The organism is Umezakia ovalisporum Ak1311, assembly GCF_029891685.1.
Classification (GTDB): Bacteria; Cyanobacteriota; Cyanobacteriia; order Cyanobacteriales; family Nostocaceae; genus Umezakia; species Umezakia ovalisporum.
This window is the reverse complement of record NZ_JANQDJ010000043.1, coordinates 25585-41489: the sequence shown is the minus strand read 5'-3', so window position 1 is coordinate 41489 and position 15905 is coordinate 25585. Positions and strand designations below refer to the sequence as shown.

At 41.0% G+C, this 15905-nt stretch carries 15 protein-coding genes and 2 pseudogenes; 5 read left to right on the top strand and 12 right to left on the bottom strand.

What is annotated here, in order from left to right; translation table 11 throughout:
* Window positions 1–200: 200 nt before the first annotated feature.
* Complete coding sequence (locus NWP25_RS07425; protein ID WP_280650212.1) at window positions 201–1256, top strand: hemerythrin domain-containing protein; 1056 nt, start codon at window positions 201–203, stop codon at window positions 1254–1256.
* A gap of 368 nt (window positions 1257–1624) precedes the next feature.
* Here NWP25_RS07425 and NWP25_RS07420 read toward each other — a convergent pair whose 3' ends face one another.
* Together NWP25_RS07420 and NWP25_RS07415 are read right to left on the bottom strand one after the other, a co-directional pair.
* On the bottom strand, window positions 1625–2806 hold the full coding sequence (locus tag NWP25_RS07420) for a M20 family metallopeptidase (protein ID WP_280650213.1): 1182 nt from the start codon (window positions 2804–2806) through the stop codon (window positions 1625–1627).
* A gap of 823 nt (window positions 2807–3629) precedes the next feature.
* Window positions 3630–5387 carry a bifunctional serine/threonine protein kinase/MFS transporter gene (locus NWP25_RS07415; protein WP_280650214.1) on the bottom strand — a complete coding sequence of 586 codons (1758 nt, stop codon included), beginning with the start codon at window positions 5385–5387 and terminating at the stop codon, window positions 3630–3632.
* 217 nt (window positions 5388–5604) lie between these two features.
* On the opposite strand from NWP25_RS07415, the gene NWP25_RS07410 reads away from it, so the two are divergent.
* A complete protein-coding gene (locus NWP25_RS07410) occupies window positions 5605–6603 on the top strand; it encodes a 2-hydroxyacid dehydrogenase (protein ID WP_280650215.1) in 999 nt (332 codons plus the stop codon).
* 42 nt (window positions 6604–6645) lie between these two features.
* Here NWP25_RS07410 and NWP25_RS18665 read toward each other — a convergent pair.
* From NWP25_RS18665 to NWP25_RS07380, 6 genes and pseudogenes are all read right to left on the bottom strand, one after another.
* Window positions 6646–6876, bottom strand: a pseudogene (locus NWP25_RS18665) (hypothetical protein); the annotation flags it as partial.
* A 195-nt stretch (window positions 6877–7071) separates the two neighbouring features.
* Window positions 7072–7926 carry an FHA domain-containing protein gene (locus tag NWP25_RS07400; protein WP_280699102.1) on the bottom strand — a complete coding sequence of 285 codons (855 nt, stop codon included), beginning with the start codon at window positions 7924–7926 and terminating at the stop codon, window positions 7072–7074.
* 234 nt (window positions 7927–8160) lie between these two features.
* Entirely contained in the window at window positions 8161–8883 is a 723-nt protein-coding gene (pgl, locus tag NWP25_RS07395; RefSeq protein WP_280699100.1) for a 6-phosphogluconolactonase, read from the bottom strand.
* A gap of 92 nt (window positions 8884–8975) precedes the next feature.
* Window positions 8976–9212 carry a hypothetical protein gene (locus NWP25_RS07390; RefSeq protein WP_313958985.1) on the bottom strand — a complete coding sequence of 79 codons (237 nt, stop codon included), beginning with the start codon at window positions 9210–9212 and terminating at the stop codon, window positions 8976–8978.
* Window positions 9213–9531: 319 nt separating this feature from the next.
* The gene (gene rph / locus NWP25_RS07385; RefSeq protein WP_280650218.1) at window positions 9532–10302 is read right to left on the bottom strand and encodes a ribonuclease PH; all 771 of its coding nucleotides are present in this window, start codon (window positions 10300–10302) and stop codon (window positions 9532–9534) included.
* 148 nt (window positions 10303–10450) lie between these two features.
* Window positions 10451–10558: pseudogene (locus NWP25_RS07380) on the bottom strand (adenylate kinase); the annotation flags it as partial.
* A 126-nt stretch (window positions 10559–10684) separates the two neighbouring features.
* Between NWP25_RS07380 and NWP25_RS07375 the strand changes: the two are divergent.
* Both NWP25_RS07375 and dcd read left to right on the top strand, forming a co-directional pair.
* The gene (locus NWP25_RS07375; protein ID WP_280650219.1) at window positions 10685–11221 is read left to right on the top strand and encodes a P-loop NTPase family protein; all 537 of its coding nucleotides are present in this window, start codon (window positions 10685–10687) and stop codon (window positions 11219–11221) included.
* Window positions 11222–11538: 317 nt separating this feature from the next.
* Window positions 11539–12135, top strand: a complete 597-nt coding sequence (gene dcd / locus NWP25_RS07370; protein WP_280650220.1) for a dCTP deaminase — start codon at window positions 11539–11541, stop codon at window positions 12133–12135.
* A gap of 162 nt (window positions 12136–12297) precedes the next feature.
* On the opposite strand, the gene NWP25_RS07365 is transcribed toward dcd, so the two are convergent.
* Together NWP25_RS07365 and NWP25_RS07360 are read right to left on the bottom strand one after the other, a co-directional pair.
* Window positions 12298–12657 carry a pentapeptide repeat-containing protein gene (locus NWP25_RS07365; protein WP_280650221.1) on the bottom strand — a complete coding sequence of 120 codons (360 nt, stop codon included), beginning with the start codon at window positions 12655–12657 and terminating at the stop codon, window positions 12298–12300.
* A gap of 60 nt (window positions 12658–12717) precedes the next feature.
* A complete protein-coding gene (locus tag NWP25_RS07360) occupies window positions 12718–12990 on the bottom strand; it encodes a GlsB/YeaQ/YmgE family stress response membrane protein (protein ID WP_280650222.1) in 273 nt (90 codons plus the stop codon).
* Window positions 12991–13359: 369 nt separating this feature from the next.
* Between NWP25_RS07360 and NWP25_RS07355 the strand changes: the two genes are divergently transcribed.
* Window positions 13360–14595, top strand: a complete 1236-nt coding sequence (locus tag NWP25_RS07355) for an LL-diaminopimelate aminotransferase (protein ID WP_280650223.1) — start codon at window positions 13360–13362, stop codon at window positions 14593–14595.
* Between the two features lie 40 nt (window positions 14596–14635).
* Here NWP25_RS07355 and NWP25_RS07350 read toward each other — a convergent pair whose 3' ends face one another.
* A complete protein-coding gene (locus NWP25_RS07350) occupies window positions 14636–15187 on the bottom strand; it encodes an RloB family protein (protein ID WP_280650224.1) in 552 nt (183 codons plus the stop codon).
* Window positions 15156–15836, bottom strand: coding sequence for an AAA family ATPase (locus NWP25_RS07345; protein WP_280650225.1), 681 nt, complete (start codon window positions 15834–15836; stop codon window positions 15156–15158). Before NWP25_RS07345 ends, NWP25_RS07350 begins: the two co-directional genes overlap by 32 nt.
* Window positions 15837–15905: the final 69 nt, after the last annotated feature.

Genomic DNA, 15905 nt, shown 5'->3' with positions numbered 1-15905 from the left:
AAGTCCCCCCTAGGGACTAAGTTAAAATTCAAATCAAGGTTTTGCAACCCACAGAGGTGGTTTAGTTTTCTCTTGGGGAAGCTTCTCTGTCCTTTGTCTGTATGGTGTTCTGCCATCGCTCATCCTTAGGAAAGAATGAAACTTAACTTCTTAGACATCCTCTAATAATAATACGAACAATTTTCAGAGGAGAACTAAACATGGTAACCACATTAGATGATACAAAACGAAATGCTATAGCCATAAAATTGGCAAATCTGAAATTAATTCAACAGTTAATCATTGAAAATGATGAACTGTTTTTGAGATTGTCAACTGATGCTGAAATTTCTGATCGTCTGCGGAAAATGCTAGAAGATGACCGGAAAAATCTGGGCGTTGTGGAAACTACAATTGTGCAGTATGGTATCCAAAAAGATCCAGGACAAACAGTTCAAGAAATGTGTGATAAAATCCGTCAATTGATGCGAGACTCTAAATTGAGCTTTTATGAAAAAATCTTTCAGCATGAATTGTTAAAACATCAACAAGTAATGTCTGGTGTGGTAATTCACAAAGCCGCTCAAAAAGTTGGCGCAGACGTAATGGCAGCAATTACTCCTTTAAATACCGTTAACTTTGAAAACCGCGCTCACCAAGAACAACTCAAAGGCATTCTAGAAATTTTGGGTGTGCGTGAACTTACCGGACAAGATGCAGACCAAGGAATTTGGGGACGAGTTCAAGATGCTATCGCTACTTTTAGTGGCGCACTAGGTAGTGCTGTTACTCAAACCACCGACAAAAAGGATATGAACATCCAGGATGTGATTCGTATGGATCACAATAAGGTAAATATCCTGTTTACAGAATTACTACAAAGCAACGATCCACAAAAGATTCAAGAATATTTCGGGCAAATCTACAAAGACCTAACAGCTCATGCTGAAGCTGAAGAAGAAGTGGTATATCCCAGAGTACGTTCTTTCTACGGTGATAGCAATACCCAAGAACTTTATGACGAACAAGCTCAAATGAAACGGTTGTTAGAGGAAATCCGCGCTATTAGCCCATCTACTCCTGAATTCAAAGACAAAGTTAGAAACTTGATGGATATTGTCGGCGATCATATTCGTCAAGAAGAAAGCACGATGTTTGCGTCGATTCGCAATAACTTGAGTACTCAACAAACAGAAGAACTGGCGACACAATTTAAAGCCGCTAAGAGTAGAATTCAAGAAAGATTGGGAGGTACTAAGACCGGAGTTAATGTTTAACTAAGTCACCTTGCATATGCCAATTAGGGTGAATTGACAATCCCCGTACCATTAGGTCGGGGATTGTGTAATCTACGTCCTAACTTGCTGAAATTTTCTTTCCACAACATCCACAAATACAAATATGAGTACCAGTTGATAGAGATTTTTTCACAATCCGATCTACTCATTTAGGAAGAACTAATCACACCGCGAGTTTCTTTGCCTGTTCAATTTTTTGTCTACTTGTTCTTAACTGCTTTCTAACAAATTTGGATCTAGCTTTTTTCCTACCAGGGGAATTTATTCCCCTGGGGCTAACCCCCTTAAATAGAATTTAGGGGCTACCTCGCTCCAGTTAATTTCATGTCAGATTGTTATTAGCACCGTTATTTTTGTTGCCAATACTTATAAGCAGCATAAGCCATAGTGACAACCCCGATAATAATCGCAGATTCATCAACTTCAAATTCTGGATGGTGTAATGGGTGATTAATAATTCTATCTTTGTAACCTACACCCAAGCGAAACATAGAACCAGGGGCCTGTTCTAAATATACAGAAAAATCTTCAGCCCCCAGAGAAGGTTCGGGTAAAACTTGGACGTGTTCGCTACCCCAAGCTTCTTCTGCCGATGATTGTAACAACTGGGTCATGGCATAATCATTCTGCACACTGGGCACACCTTGACGATAATTAATTCGATAACGTGCTCCGTAGGAATGGCAAACATTAGCCACAATATTTTCAATCCAGTTTGGGAGTTGAGAACGGGTTTCCGGATGAAGCGATCGCACTGTTCCCAACAATTGTACTTGATCAGCAATCACATTTGGCGCTCTGCCACCCATAATCTTTCCTATACTCAACACCACAGGACGTAAGGGGTTCTGTGTGCGGCTAATGGCTTGTTGCAATGCAGTAATCACTTGTGAAGCAATCCAAATGGCATCAATTGCTTCATGAGGACGGGCCCCATGGCCAGATTCTCCGATAATGATAATCTCTAAATCATCAGCAGCCGCAGTCAATGCGCCGTAACGGATACCAATAGACCCTGCGGGGATAGAAGGGAAAACATGAAGACCTAATACCGCCGTCACCTGGGACATAGCCCCATCTTTTACCATCCAGCTTGCCCCCTGAGCAATTTCCTCGGCTGGTTGAAATAAAAACCGCACCTTACCGGCCAATTCCTCTGCTATTTGGGACAGTACCATTGCTGTTCCTAAGCCAACTGTGGTGTGAACATCGTGGCCGCAAGCGTGCATGACACCTTCTATACGAGAAGCATATTCTAACTTTGTTCGTTCTTGAATCGGCAAAGCATCCATATCAGTACGAATTGCCAATACACGCTCATCTGTGCCAGTATTGTGCAGTTCTCCAATCACGCCAGTTTTACCAATTCCTTCTTCTACATGCAAACCAGTAGAAGACAACACACCAGCCACAAAGGCAGAAGTTTGGTATTCCTGTCCGCTCAGTTCTGGGTGCAAGTGGATGTGGCGACGAATTTCAATTAAGCGCGGCGCTAATTTTGTGGCTAAGTCTTTAATACGGGTTAGCATTGCTTTACTTTAGTTTACAGGCTTTGTTCCCTTGACATCCTCACGGACCAAAAAGTGCAGTAATTCCTAAACCTCACGATTCAGGCTTCCTGTTTCTTCCTCTTGGGAGGATTTCACAACTGCCGAATTTGAACCTTTAGACCAGTATGTTCCACCGTGTTGGATATTTCTGTCTTCTCAGTACTTGGTTAGTGCTAGGTTTGTGGCCCTTTTCTTGATGGTTTTCCAGTCTATGGATAAACCGATTCACGTTTACAACGGTTCTACTTACTATTTTCGTTAAGGTGTGTCAGCCTAATTTCACTTTGTCCCCTTAACGAAACTTATGTTGATTCACTTTCGTTAACCCTGAGCAATTTTCCTCTTGCCTTTGTAGGAGTTTTAGGCTACTTGTATTTGGGTTTTCGCACCTTGCATTGCATTAATTTCATTGCTTACTATTATTATTGATGTAGGTGGAGTCAGAGGCCCTTTTACGTGAGGACAGGGGGAAGGGCTGCCCTGGGAGATTTCTCTCAAATCAAATGTGCGACTTGTCGGGTCGCACAAAACCGTAGCGATATGCTTTTTCCACGCTCCACATCTTACCATATTACTTGTGAAAATCCTATAAATTTTAGTTATGGGGCTACACAAAATTAGATTTATGCTTTAAAATGGTTTTCGTAAATAACTATAGTGAACCAATTATAGACTACCACATATGTAGTCCCCCTAGCTAAAATCAAAAAAGCTGGGGGGACTTGATTTGTGCACGGCGAAAAAACAAAAAATTTTCTGCTCTCAAACACCTGACCAATTCCGTCTCTACCCACTCTTGAAATTAGCGCCAACCCATAAACCGCAAACCAGGAACAATCAAGTAATAAGTCACCCCTAACCAAAAACTCATAAAGAGGCTCACTAAACTGAAAAAAGTCATGGGCAGGTATAGCGCGGACCATAGGGGCTGACTAGAAAATTGAAACACGGTGGTTGGAAAGCCAAACATAAATAACATGGCGAAGATAGTTGCAGTGCCAAATGCCGCAACCACAGCATAAACTATATGATGGCTACGAAAATCTAAGGTTAACGTAAGTAGAAAAACTGCTACTAAAATTACCGCCAATAATGCTTCACCGCTATGTTTGCTGCTGGTGAATTGCAAAACCAACCAGCTCAACCCATAGCTAATAATGCCCATAACCGACGTTACCAAGAACCGTCGTCGTTGACCGAAACACCCCGATATTGTCAGTCCCCATGCAGTTCCCAAGCCTGCGCCCACAAAGATGATTATTTCTGTCGCCATCACAGCTGGAGTATTGTTCACTAATTCAGGTAGCTGACGAGAAATATATTCGGCAACTTGATGGACTAGTACTGTTCTAGAGGCTACAATCGAACCAATAGTACTACCTATACAACTGCCAACACTAGTTAATAGCATTGCCCAAACTGTCGCCAAACAAGCTTGTAAGATTTGGAAAATTACCTTGGCAGTAAAAATAACTGTTTTAGCTACCGCTTTAATGAAATTCTTTAATGCTTGCTCAAGAGCCTGTGTTGAAAGTGTAAATTGACCAGAAACTGTTATTGCAGCTTGTTCAACAGCATCCTTGATTTGCGAGAATAAACTACGCTGGGAAGATCTACGGGTAATCTTATTCAAGCGTTTCTGAATCATTATGGCGTTTAGCGGACGCGATCGCATATCCTCCTGTACCATGTCATCTAATAAATCTGCCAGTTGGGGATTAACCTGGATGTGATTGCGCCAGTGCAGAACCCCAGTTTGGGGATCTCCCAACTCCGGTGGATATTGACCCGTAATTAATTCAATCATCGTCCGACCGAGGGCATAAAAATCAGCCCCAGGCCCCACATTACCACCAATCATTTGTTCTGGGGGACTGTAACCGGAAGAATATAACTTAGTTGAACTTGACTCTCGGCTTAGTTTAGAGGTCTTAAATTGTTTTACCCCACCAAAATCAATCAACACCAAATCTACCTTGTTTTCTCCTGAACTCAACGGTAAAGTTGGCAAGTGAGTTCGCAACATTAAATTAGAGGGTTTAATGTCCCGGTGAATAATCTGGCGTTTGTGTAATTCCTCTAAAATCTTTACAGCCTGGGCAAACCAATTTAACACCAAGTCCTCCGGACATCCTTGAGGATAACTTTTTAGTACCTCTTCTAAAGTCTGCCCGTTAATTTTCTCCATCACCAGACAAGCTAATACACGCGGTTTCGGATTGGGCAAATTTACCTGGAAATAACCATCAGATTCCACCAAGGGAACACCCGGATGCCGCAACTTAATTAAAACCTCTGCTTCTTGCGTAAACAACTCCAATGCTTTTGGTGAATTTTCTACCAAAACTTTTAGTACTTTCTCCGTCTTGGTTTTTTCATCCCAAACTGTGTAAATTTGGGCGAATCCTCCCGATCCCAGGGGTTTAAGTGGCACATAACGATCTAACAGATGTAGCAGCGCGCCACAACTGGTACAAAATTTGTTTCCCCAAGGTTGGGGATAAGGGCGTTTACAGTCAGGATTTATGCAGTGAACCGCACTCTTGGTGATGTGGGACACATCCTCTACAATACAAAGGCTGAATTGATTTTAACCTTTAGCCTTGTAATTGCGACTTGAAGTTTAAATTTTCTGGTAGATTCTAAAATTTTGCTGTAGCTGTGGGGGTGGGTAAATTAAGCTGAAAGTCTTTGAATGAAAGTAATACAAGGTATGAGCGCCCCTGGACAGTTCTGTATAATTTTAGAAATTATGCAGCATATAGCCTGAGGTTTGAATGAAAGTAGCAGTATTCAGTACAAAGGCCTACGATAGACAGTTTTTAGAGGCTGCAAATTATCCCCCTCAACACGAGTTAGTTTTTTTTGAACCCAGGTTAAATCAAAAAACCGCCATTTTAGCCGCTAGCTTTCCGGGTGTTTGTGTATTTGTGCATGATATAGTTGATGCCCCAACTTTAAAAATTCTTGCCTCGGGAGGAACTCGCCTAATTGCTCTCAGGTGCGCGGGATTTAACAATGTAGACTTACAGGCCGCAGCAGATTTGGGAATCAAAGTTGTGCGTGTTCCTGCCTATTCACCCTACGGAGTAGCAGAACATGCCGTGGGATTGATTTTGACTCTCAATCGCAAAATTCATTTTGCTCATAATCGTGTCCGAGAAAGTAATTTTTCTCTCACAGGACTGTTGGGATTTAACTTGAATGGTCGCACAGTAGGAATTATTGGCACTGGCAAAATCGGTCTGATTTTAGGACAAATTATGAAGGGTTTTGGCTGTCAAATACTCGCCTATGACCTATATCGCAACCCAGAACTAGAGAAAGTAGGTGGGAAGTATGTAGAGTTACCTGAGCTATTTGCTAACTCTGATATTATTTCCCTACATTGCCCCTTAACTCCTGAAACTCATCATTTAATTAATGCCCAGGTCATAGCGCAAATGAAGCCCAGGGTGATGTTAATCAATACCAGTCGGGGAGCGCTGATTGATACTCAAGCAGTTATTGAAGGATTAAAGTCACGCCAAATAGGCTTTCTAGGGGTGGATGTTTACGAACAAGAATCAGATTTCTTCTTTGAGGATTTATCTGGTGAAATTATCCAGGATGATGTTTTTCAACGTTTGACAACATTTCCCAATGTATTGATTACTGGACATCAAGCCTTCTTTACAGAAGAAGCTCTCCAAAACATTGCTGAAACAACTTTTGCTAATATTTCCGACATTGAACAAGGTCGTTCTTGTCCAAATGAAATTTTCGAGTCGCCATGAGGCCACAAAGGCAGAAAAACTTCCATGTGACATTTTTACCCATTACTCCATAGGATAGGCAAAGCGGAAAATTTGGAATAAAATCACAAAAAATGCCATTGCCTCCCACACTGCGTCTTGGGCAATGGCCATCAATCGGCCTCATAACCAGTAACGTAAGATTAAATACTTTTGCATTTGCCCAGGGTCAGAAATTACCAGAGATCTAGCACTGTAGCTAAATAAATAATTCAGTTGGTGGTAAACACTCACACAACCTTGAACTCCAAGGTAATCACTCTAAATATTGGAGTCTAGTTTCATCCATCCTAATCTACTTATATAACTAGTACAATTGCTTTGCAATACAGCCCTTTGCACCCCGGTAAGAAAGCTGTGAACTAAAGCACTACAGAGGAGGTCTGATGTCAATAATTTATTCATCCTCCAAGATAGGTGATCAGGCTGCTGGAGGATGGAAAAAATCAGTTAAGTAAGTCGAAAGAGAAAAGTTACCAAATCGCCTTTACCCAGACTGATGCGATCGCCTGGTCTCAAACGGTGTCGGTTTCCTGGTAATAACGGCGAGTTATTAATGTAAGTGCCATTGGAACTGCCCACATCTTCTATAAAGTAAGAATCTCCTTCAACACGAATATCTGCATGTATCCGTGAGACAATTTCCGAACTGGAAAATCCTGAAACGTCCACATCTGGAGGAATCCGGTCATTGGGCTTGCCGATATGAATCACAGACAGACCTTGTGGCAATTCCATCTCGCGATCGCTTTGCACGTGGAATAATCGTGCCGTGATCTGTTGTAATTGCGTCATAGAAGCAGATGACACAGGAGTTGGTACGGGTGCTGGTTCTTCTACTACTGGGGTAGGAACTGGTACTTGTGGCTGAGAAACTACGGGTTGAGAGGCGTAAATAGGTGTTGGTGTTAGTGAAGGGTCGGGAATTTCTGCTATCACCGATGGTGCTATTGTTTCTGCTGGGGGTATTGATATTGCTGTTGGTGGTAGAGGTGAAGCAACCTGTTGATTGGCGCTGGTATCTGAGTTAATTCCCGAATACTCTCTTTGTATGAGAGGTTCAGGTTGAACTAATTCTGGTACTTCTACTGAGATGGTGTGTGCAACTGTTGGCGCAGATGTGGGCACAGCAGGTGCAACATTTGAGTGTAGATTATAACCACATTGACCGCAGAAAGCAGCATCTGCCTGTACAGTTGCGCCACAATTGGGGCAGTTACTAATGGTTGGTAACGGCGTATAACAAGCTTCACACTGGACAGCGCCATCTGGATTGGGATGATTGCAATTAGGACAGACGAGCATCAATTTAAGCCTTTGTTCAAGATCATCGTAAAATAATGTTGGCAAGCAAAAAAAGCTCTGTAGACTGTTGTGCTGTGAGACAATGCTACAAATGAAAGTTGCTAGGAAGTTTAGCTACTTCTAGGTCACTACATATGCGACAGCTAGAAACCAGGTTTCATCCCCTGCCCATATGAAGTTCACTCAGTGCACAACTCTAGCTTCCGATTTTAACCATCACTCCTGATAGGAAAGTTAAGCTGGGAGTTCTCCACCTGCTGCTGCATCTAGTAGCCACAAAAGTTCGCCTTGGGGTTGAATCAACCGAGATGGATAAGTGAAGTCATCTCCTACAGCTGCGAAGACTTGAGCTAAAGCTGGCCGTTTATTGACACCAGCAACCAAAAAAATAACACTCCTAGCAGCGTTAATAAATGGGTATGTGAAAGTTATCCGAGGGTTTTCGTCTTTGTTCCCCACTGTAATTAGCCGATCACGTACCTTCAAAGCAGGGGTGTGAGGAAACAAAGATGCGGTATGTGCATCATCACCCATTCCTAGTAGTACCACATCTAAACTGGGAAATTCCTTGGAGGAACAATGAAAAAAATCGCGGAGATGCTGTTCGTATTTCGCAGATGATGTGGTGGGGTCTCCGTCCAAAGTTGGCACAGGGTGAATGTTAGTGGCTGGAATATCAACGCGATCCAACCACGCCCGCCGCGCCATCAGTTCATTGCTATCGGGATGATTTGGTGGTACATAACGTTCATCTCCCCAAAAGATATGAATTTTATTCCAAGGCAGGTCTTGACTAGCTATAGCTTCGTACAATGGCTTAGGTGTACTACCACCAGCCAAGGCTATTGTAAATTGTCCCCGTTGCTCAATAGCAGTTGACAACTTGGACATAATCACTTCCAGCCCTCGGGTCACCAGGGCTGAGATATCTGGGAGAACTTCCACCTTTTTATTCATGGTTTCATCATCACATTACCAACTTCCAGCAATACCATACCGAACTTATGACTATTCCCCTTTTTAACTTTTGAAACTTTTAACATGATGGATTAATTGGAAGGCCACAAAGCTGTAGAACTGTAAGTGAACTGCTCCAACTGAGCTGAGGCTATAGTTAGAGCTTCTCTACCCACAGGGAAGTGCGGCAAATGAGACTTTCGCCCCATCTTTAGCTTTACCTCCCCTCCCACAGCAGAGACGGCTGAACCATAGGCCTTGAGTATCCTGATTCCCTCTGTTCTGAGGTTTTGGGCTGCATTAGCATCTTTATCATGGTGACCCCACACTTAGCACAAGTCTACTGTCTAACATCTACTGGCGGGAACAGGGAACAGGACAGGAGGGTTTCAGTGTGTACTGAGTCTTGTTCAAGAATCAAACAGGATTGCTATAAACCAATTTGAACGACTTTGGGTAGCACTCAATATTACCTGCTTGATGGGAATATATTAGTACGAGGTAAGCTTTCTGCTAAAGTATCCAGAGGAAATATTTGCCAATTCCTCACATATCCCACTCACCAACCAAAGAGCGGTTGATATTGTTGGGAGATACAATCGTCATTGCCCGACTAATATCCCCACTTAACATTCCTAACGGCTATAGCTATTCGCCCACCAACAAATTATCCCCGTGTGCCACTGCCTCCAGTACCGCCCTTTGGCCGATGGCCTCTCGTTGAGCGATTAACAATTGCTGGATGCCTTTTTCGGCGAAATCTAGTAGTTCATTTAACTGAGTCCGACTATAACTGCCTTCTTCTGCCGTTCCTTGAATTTCAATTATACCGAGGTGTTGATTCATCACCACATTGAAATCTACAGTTGCCGCCACATCCTCAATATAGTTTAAATCTAAATGTGGCTCACCTTGCAATAACCCCACAGATATTGCTGCCACTTGCCCACATAAAGGCCACCGCTCTATTACACCCTGGTGCAATAAATGGGAAACTGCATGAGCTAAGGCCACAAACCCCCCTGTAATCGCTGCTGTTCTAGTACCGGCATCTGCTTGTAAAACGTCAGCATCTACAGTTAGTGTTCGTTCTCCCAATGCCTCAAAATCAATTGCTGCTCGCAAACTACGTCCAATTAAGCGCTGAATTTCTTGAGTTCGTCCAGATAGTTTTAACAATTCCCGTGGTTGTCGTTCTTGTGTGGCTGAAGGTAACATTCTATACTCAGATGTCAGCCAACCTTTGCCAGTTCCTACTAAAAACTTGGGTACTCCTTCAGTAAGGCTGACAGTACAAAGTACCTGAGTGTCGCCAAATTTTGTCAGGACGGAGCCGGGAGCAAAACGAGTAAAACCGGTATGAAAGCTGATAGGACGGAGTTGGTAGGGATACCGACCATCGGGACGCTGCCAAACCATGACTGTTGCCTCAGAAATTTTATACAAAAAATAATGTCTTCAGGTTACCAGATACCGCCTTATATAGTGAAAATCTCTTAATATTTACAGTTAGGAGGCTGAAGTCGCCAAATTCTATTTGGGGGACTATGTCAATGTAATGCCAAGGAATAGAGAGCAAAGCCAAAATGTTTTGCTGTACAATCTCTGGTAATTGATCACCGTTTACAGTCAAAAGCCGATGGCGACGGTCATAATATCCCAGAGTGAGAATAGTGCTACCCTAAAGTAATTATACTTCTTATACACACTAATTTACCTAAAACAGCACTGATTATCAAGGTAAATTTGTTATTAGGTCTGCAAAATTCTCTAATTCTTTGCTATTTCGTGAACTTACCCTATGGTTGCCCAATTAGAAACTCCAAGCGTCAATTCAAGCCTCGGTTTACCGTATCCAGTTGAAGGATTAGTACAGGTTTTTACTAGTACAAAACGTACTTTTTTTACCAGCGTTATGGCCCAATCGCTGAGAATTGCAGGTCAAGGTACACCAGTGTTGGTGGTACAATTCCTCAAAGGCGGTATTCATCAAGGTCAAGATCGAGCCATTCAATTAGGGCAAAATTTAGACTGGATTCGTTGTGATGTACCTCGCTGCATCGACACACCCCACCTAGACAAAGCAGAAAATCAAGCTTTACAAAAGCTGTGGCAACATACAAAACAGGTAGTAGGTCAGAGTAAATATTCCCTGGTAGTTTTAGATGAATTAAGTTTAGCGATTAATTTTGGGTTAATTCCCGAAGCGGAAGTTTTAGAATTTCTCAGACAACGCCCTAGTAATGTCGATATTATTCTTACGGGTACGGAGATGCCCAAATCCATCTTAGATATCGCAGACCAAATCACCCAAATCCGTCGCAGTCATCAGCCTTAAGTTTATTCCCAATACCTGAGAAAAGTAGGCTGATTCATAGATGATATTTTGTAAATTTATCCAAAATTTGGGTTTAAAACCACCTTGTTCAAGGACTGAAAATTACTGTGGTTAGCACAGAATCTAAGGCTTGTGGAGAGAACAATCTCTCCTTAGGTGGCGAAACTCCTTTAAGTAATTTGCCTGATTGAAACAAGAATCCCAAGGCTTGAAGCCGTGGGAGCGTCAAGAACTTAGCATCCTTAATCATGCTAGGATAATGGTTTTGGTAATTTAAGTAAAATAACATCAAACTTAGTAAAAAAGGTAACTCTCAAATGTTAAAGAATGACAAGTGGATCATTGAGCAAGCAAAGAAAGGCATGATTGAACCTTTTGAACTCAGCTTAGTTCGCACTGTAAAATTGGAATCTGGCACAGAAGTACCAGCTTTGAGCTATGGTTTATCTTCTTATGGTTATGATATACGGTTGTCACCTAGAGAATTTTTAGTATTTAGGCATATTCCGGGCACGGTTGTTAACCCTAAAAGATTTAATCCGAACAATTTAGAATCTGTACCTTTACAGCAGGATGAGGATGGAGATTTTTTTATAATTCCAGCGCATTCTTATGGGTTAGGAGTTGCGTTAGAAAAATTACGAATGCCTGCTAATGTAACTGCAATCTGTCTAGGAAAAAGCACTTATGCTCGTGTAGGACTAGTAGCTAATGTGACTCCTGCTGAAGCTTCATGGAATGGCGCACTTACCCTAGAATTTAGTAATTCATCAAGTGCTGATTGTAGAATTTATGCCAATGAAGGTATTGTCCAATTATTATTTTTAGAAGGAGAACCCTGTCAGACTACCTACGCGGATAGAGGAGGTAAATATCAAAATCAGCCTGAAAAAGTGACTTTAGCTAGAGTATAGTTATTGTTTGATAATCACTATTTGCCAAGGCCACTCATAAAATCTTCCTAGCAATATTCTTGTGATTTGGAAACTTCCAAAATTCAAGCCACCCTACTATGGAGAGTGGCTAGTGGCTTTTGAGTTTATATATAAAGCTGCACCATCAGTGACGTTGAATATCTAATCTGAGACAATACCATCCGGGAGGGTAGCATTGCGAAAATTAGCTCCTTCTAAGTTAGCATTAGTCAAATTTGCTCCTCGTAAATTGGCACGATCTAAATCAGCTTTATGAAGGTTAGCTCCTTCTAGGTTAGCACCTGCTAAATTTGCAGATGTTAAATAAGCTGTACTTAAATCTGCATTAGTGAGATTTGCTTCTTCAAGATGCGCTCTATTCAGGTTGGCTTTACTGAGATTGGCACGGCTAAGATTAACTTGATGTAAAATTACTCCATCAAGGTTGGCTCTACTCAAATCAGCTTCGGAAAAATCTCTTTCTCCAGAACCATAGCGTCGCAGAAAATCATCTATATTCATATCTACCTCATATCAGTAGAAACTTAGAGAACTACTAACTCATTACCGCAGTTCAATTACTTAACCAGCAGTACGAGAACTTAAGAAGTTCCACAAGAAAATAGCAATAATTGAACCAATGATTGCTAAGATAATACCGGCAGCGCTAAGGGTAGGAGCGGCTAGGGCAAAGGTTCCTGTACTAAAAAATACACCCAAGCTACCACCAATAAAAGCACCAATAACTCCTAGCAAGATTGTTCCTAAAATACCGCCACCTTGATGACCAGGGTAAATAGCCTTAGCAATAGCTCCAGCAATTAGACCTAAAGCAATCCAGGCAAGAATGTTCATGATTTTTAATGTAGTAAACATTTTTACTCACAAACCTAGCCTAACAATTTAAACCGTGGCATTAAATCCGTCATGGGAACTAATTATTGAAAACTTCAACCCAGGATTTCCCTGACTACCATTTCTTTTGATATAGACTTCCACGGTGAGAAAAAGACAAAAAGTTGACTATACATCTCACATTCCACATTGACTACATTTAATATTTACTCAAAAGATTTACAATAAATAACCTATGGTATATGTAATAGTAGTTGCTGGTAATTTTCAGTACACTAGGCACACAGATCAGATGTAGAAAGATTTTGGTGCAGCTTGACAAAAAAACGGGATAAGCTGTTTGATCTGGACTGTTTTTTAAATTCTATTATGGCAACGATTAACGACAACTACCTCAAACTCAAAGCTGGTTACCTGTTTCCTGAAATTGCGCGACGGGTGAACGCTTTTGCAGAAGCTAATCCTGACGCTAAAATTATCCGCTTGGGTATTGGCGATGTCACAGAACCTTTGCCAGAAGCTTGCCGCACAGCTATGATCAAAGCTGTGGAAGAAATGGGCGATGGCGCTACCTTTAAAGGCTATGGCCCAGAACAAGGTTATGCTTGGTTACGAGAAAAAATTGCTGTCCAAGATTTTCAAGCCAGAGGGGCTGATATAGATGGCTCAGAAATCTTTATTTCTGATGGTTCTAAGTGCGATACAGGGAACATTCTCGACATTTTTGGCAAAAATAATATTATTGCCGTTACTGACCCCGTATATCCAGTATATGTAGACACTAATGTTATGGCTGGTAATACTGGAACTGCTAACGATAAAGGCGAGTTTGCCGGTTTAGTATATCTGCCGATTTCCGCTGAAAATAACTTCACAGCTGAAATTCCTGCTGAAAAAGTTGATTTAATTTATCTGTGTTTCCCCAATAACCCCACTGGTGCAACTGCTACTAAGGAACACCTCCAAGCATGGGTAGACTATGCTAGAGCGAATAACTCGATTATTTTCTTTGATGCTGCCTACGAAGCTTACATTACCGACCCGGGGATTCCTCACTCAATATATGAGATTCCCGGCGCAAAAGAATGTGCTATTGAATTTCGTTCTTTCTCCAAAAATGCAGGCTTTACAGGAACTCGTTGTGCGTTAACTGTTGTACCCAAAACACTGACCGCAAAAGCTGCTGATGGTTCCGATGTGGAACTGTGGAAGCTATGGAATCGCCGCCAATCCACTAAGTTTAATGGTGTTTCCTACATCATCCAACGGGGTGCTGAAGCTGTATACTCTCCACCAGGACAGGCGCAAATCCAGGCACTGGTAAGTTTTTACCTAGAAAATGCCAAAATTATTCGTGAGCAACTTTCTCAGGCCGGTTTGGCTGTATATGGTGGGGTAAATGCTCCTTATGTTTGGGTAAAGACTCCCAATAATTTATCTAGTTGGGACTTTTTTGATAAGCTGTTGCACTCTGTAAATGTGGTGGGTACTCCTGGTTCTGGTTTTGGTGCTGCGGGTGAGGGTTATTTCCGCATTTCCGCTTTTAATAGTCGGGAAAATGTGGAGGAAGCTATGAGGCGTATTACTCAGAAGTTTAAGGTGTAAAAGTTTGTGGTGGGCAATGCCCACCTGATCTAAAATATCATCAAGTTAACATTATTAATATGGGGTTAAATAAATATTTAAATTTAACTGGATTAAGCAAAGTTGCGGGTGTAAGTTTGGCGTTAAATGGTTGTGCTTTTGGAATGAATTCGTTTAATTCTTTAACTAGAAGATGTACTGTTGTAGAAGGATTATCACTTTCTGGGTTGGGTGGATTATATTCTTGTAGAAGATTTTCAGCGTTTTTAATGGCAGTAGTTTGTAAATGTTCTATTTGTTCATAAATTTGATGACTATTTTTAGTATATTTTTTCAAGTGTCCTGTTAATTTCTTAATGTAATCTTGTCTGGGAAGTCCGGTATTGAGAAATTCAAAATGTAAAACGTACCATAATTCAAAAGCTTCATTGGAATAAGCAACTTTAAATCCTGCTCTTTCAGCATTTGCTATTGCATTGTTAAAATCTTGCTGTGGGACATTATCTCGGTCAAATACACACCAAACTTGGTCATATTCTCCTTTATTTTTAGTATTCAATTCTTCGGCTTTTTCTACCAGCTTACCTTGGATTAAAGCCGAATCCTTGCACATCAATTACATCTTTCGGAACAGGAAAAGATTTAAAGTAGTTTGGTTCAGTTTCTTTACCTTCACAGACAATTAAAAATTTTTTTCGTAATTTCCGGGTTCCAACTTTATTAAATTGAGCAGCTACTGATATAAACAGTGCATTTTCTCTAGTTTTTGATTGAATGTCTTCGCCTTGAAAATTTTTAGATATATTGAATTTTTGATAATCACGTTCAAAAAGCCGAGTCTGTGTTTTTTTAGGCACATAAAATAACCATTGTGAAACAATATTTTTTTGACTAGCTTTAAAACCATATCGATATGTTTTATCATCTAAAATAAATACAATCTCAAATAAAGATGGTTGGGTTTCAGTTTCGGTGCTAAGTGCAAATGGTTCTACACCTATTGGTTCTGTAATCTGAGTTTCTTTAGAGGAGTTAATCATAAACCATTTCATAAACTTCATGGCTTTTGCTAAATTACTTTTACCGCTAGCATTAGCACCATAAATGGCAGCACTTTTAAGTAATGTTAGTTGCTCATCTACAACAAAAGTATTGTGTTCATGAGTTTTTGTGTCTTTGGCGACAATATTAGCCCCTTTCATGCTAAAGGTGACTTTATCTTTAAATGATCTGTAATTACCAATACTAAACTCTATGAGCATAGTCAATTTTTAGGGCTAAAGGGCATATTTGTGATTTTTTCACAAATATCTAGTTTGAGCATAACGGTG

Bases quoted from the DNA above. Each gene is read 5' to 3' on its own strand.
- NWP25_RS07360 (WP_280650222.1), bottom strand. From the start codon at position 12,990: ATGAACATTCTTGCCTGGATTGCTTTAGGTCTAATTGCTGGAGCTATT.
- dcd (WP_280650220.1), top strand. From the start codon at position 11,539: ATGTTAAAGAATGACAAGTGGATCATTGAGCAAGCAAAGAAAGGCATG.
- NWP25_RS07425 (WP_280650212.1), top strand. From the start codon at position 201: ATGGTAACCACATTAGATGATACAAAACGAAATGCTATAGCCATAAAA.
- NWP25_RS07345 (WP_280650225.1), bottom strand. From the start codon at position 15,836: ATGCTCATAGAGTTTAGTATTGGTAATTACAGATCATTTAAAGATAAA.
- NWP25_RS07400 (WP_280699102.1), bottom strand. From the start codon at position 7,926: ATGCTCGTCTGTCCTAATTGCAATCATCCCAATCCAGATGGCGCTGTC.
- NWP25_RS07365 (WP_280650221.1), bottom strand. From the start codon at position 12,657: ATGAATATAGATGATTTTCTGCGACGCTATGGTTCTGGAGAAAGAGAT.
- rph (WP_280650218.1), bottom strand. From the start codon at position 10,302: ATGGTTTGGCAGCGTCCCGATGGTCGGTATCCCTACCAACTCCGTCCT.
- NWP25_RS07350 (WP_280650224.1), bottom strand. From the start codon at position 15,187: ATGTGCAAGGATTCGGCTTTAATCCAAGGTAAGCTGGTAGAAAAAGCC.
- NWP25_RS07375 (WP_280650219.1), top strand. From the start codon at position 10,685: ATGGTTGCCCAATTAGAAACTCCAAGCGTCAATTCAAGCCTCGGTTTA.
- NWP25_RS07355 (WP_280650223.1), top strand. From the start codon at position 13,360: ATGGCAACGATTAACGACAACTACCTCAAACTCAAAGCTGGTTACCTG.
- NWP25_RS07410 (WP_280650215.1), top strand. From the start codon at position 5,605: ATGAAAGTAGCAGTATTCAGTACAAAGGCCTACGATAGACAGTTTTTA.
- pgl (WP_280699100.1), bottom strand. From the start codon at position 8,883: ATGAATAAAAAGGTGGAAGTTCTCCCAGATATCTCAGCCCTGGTGACC.
- NWP25_RS07420 (WP_280650213.1), bottom strand. From the start codon at position 2,806: ATGCTAACCCGTATTAAAGACTTAGCCACAAAATTAGCGCCGCGCTTA.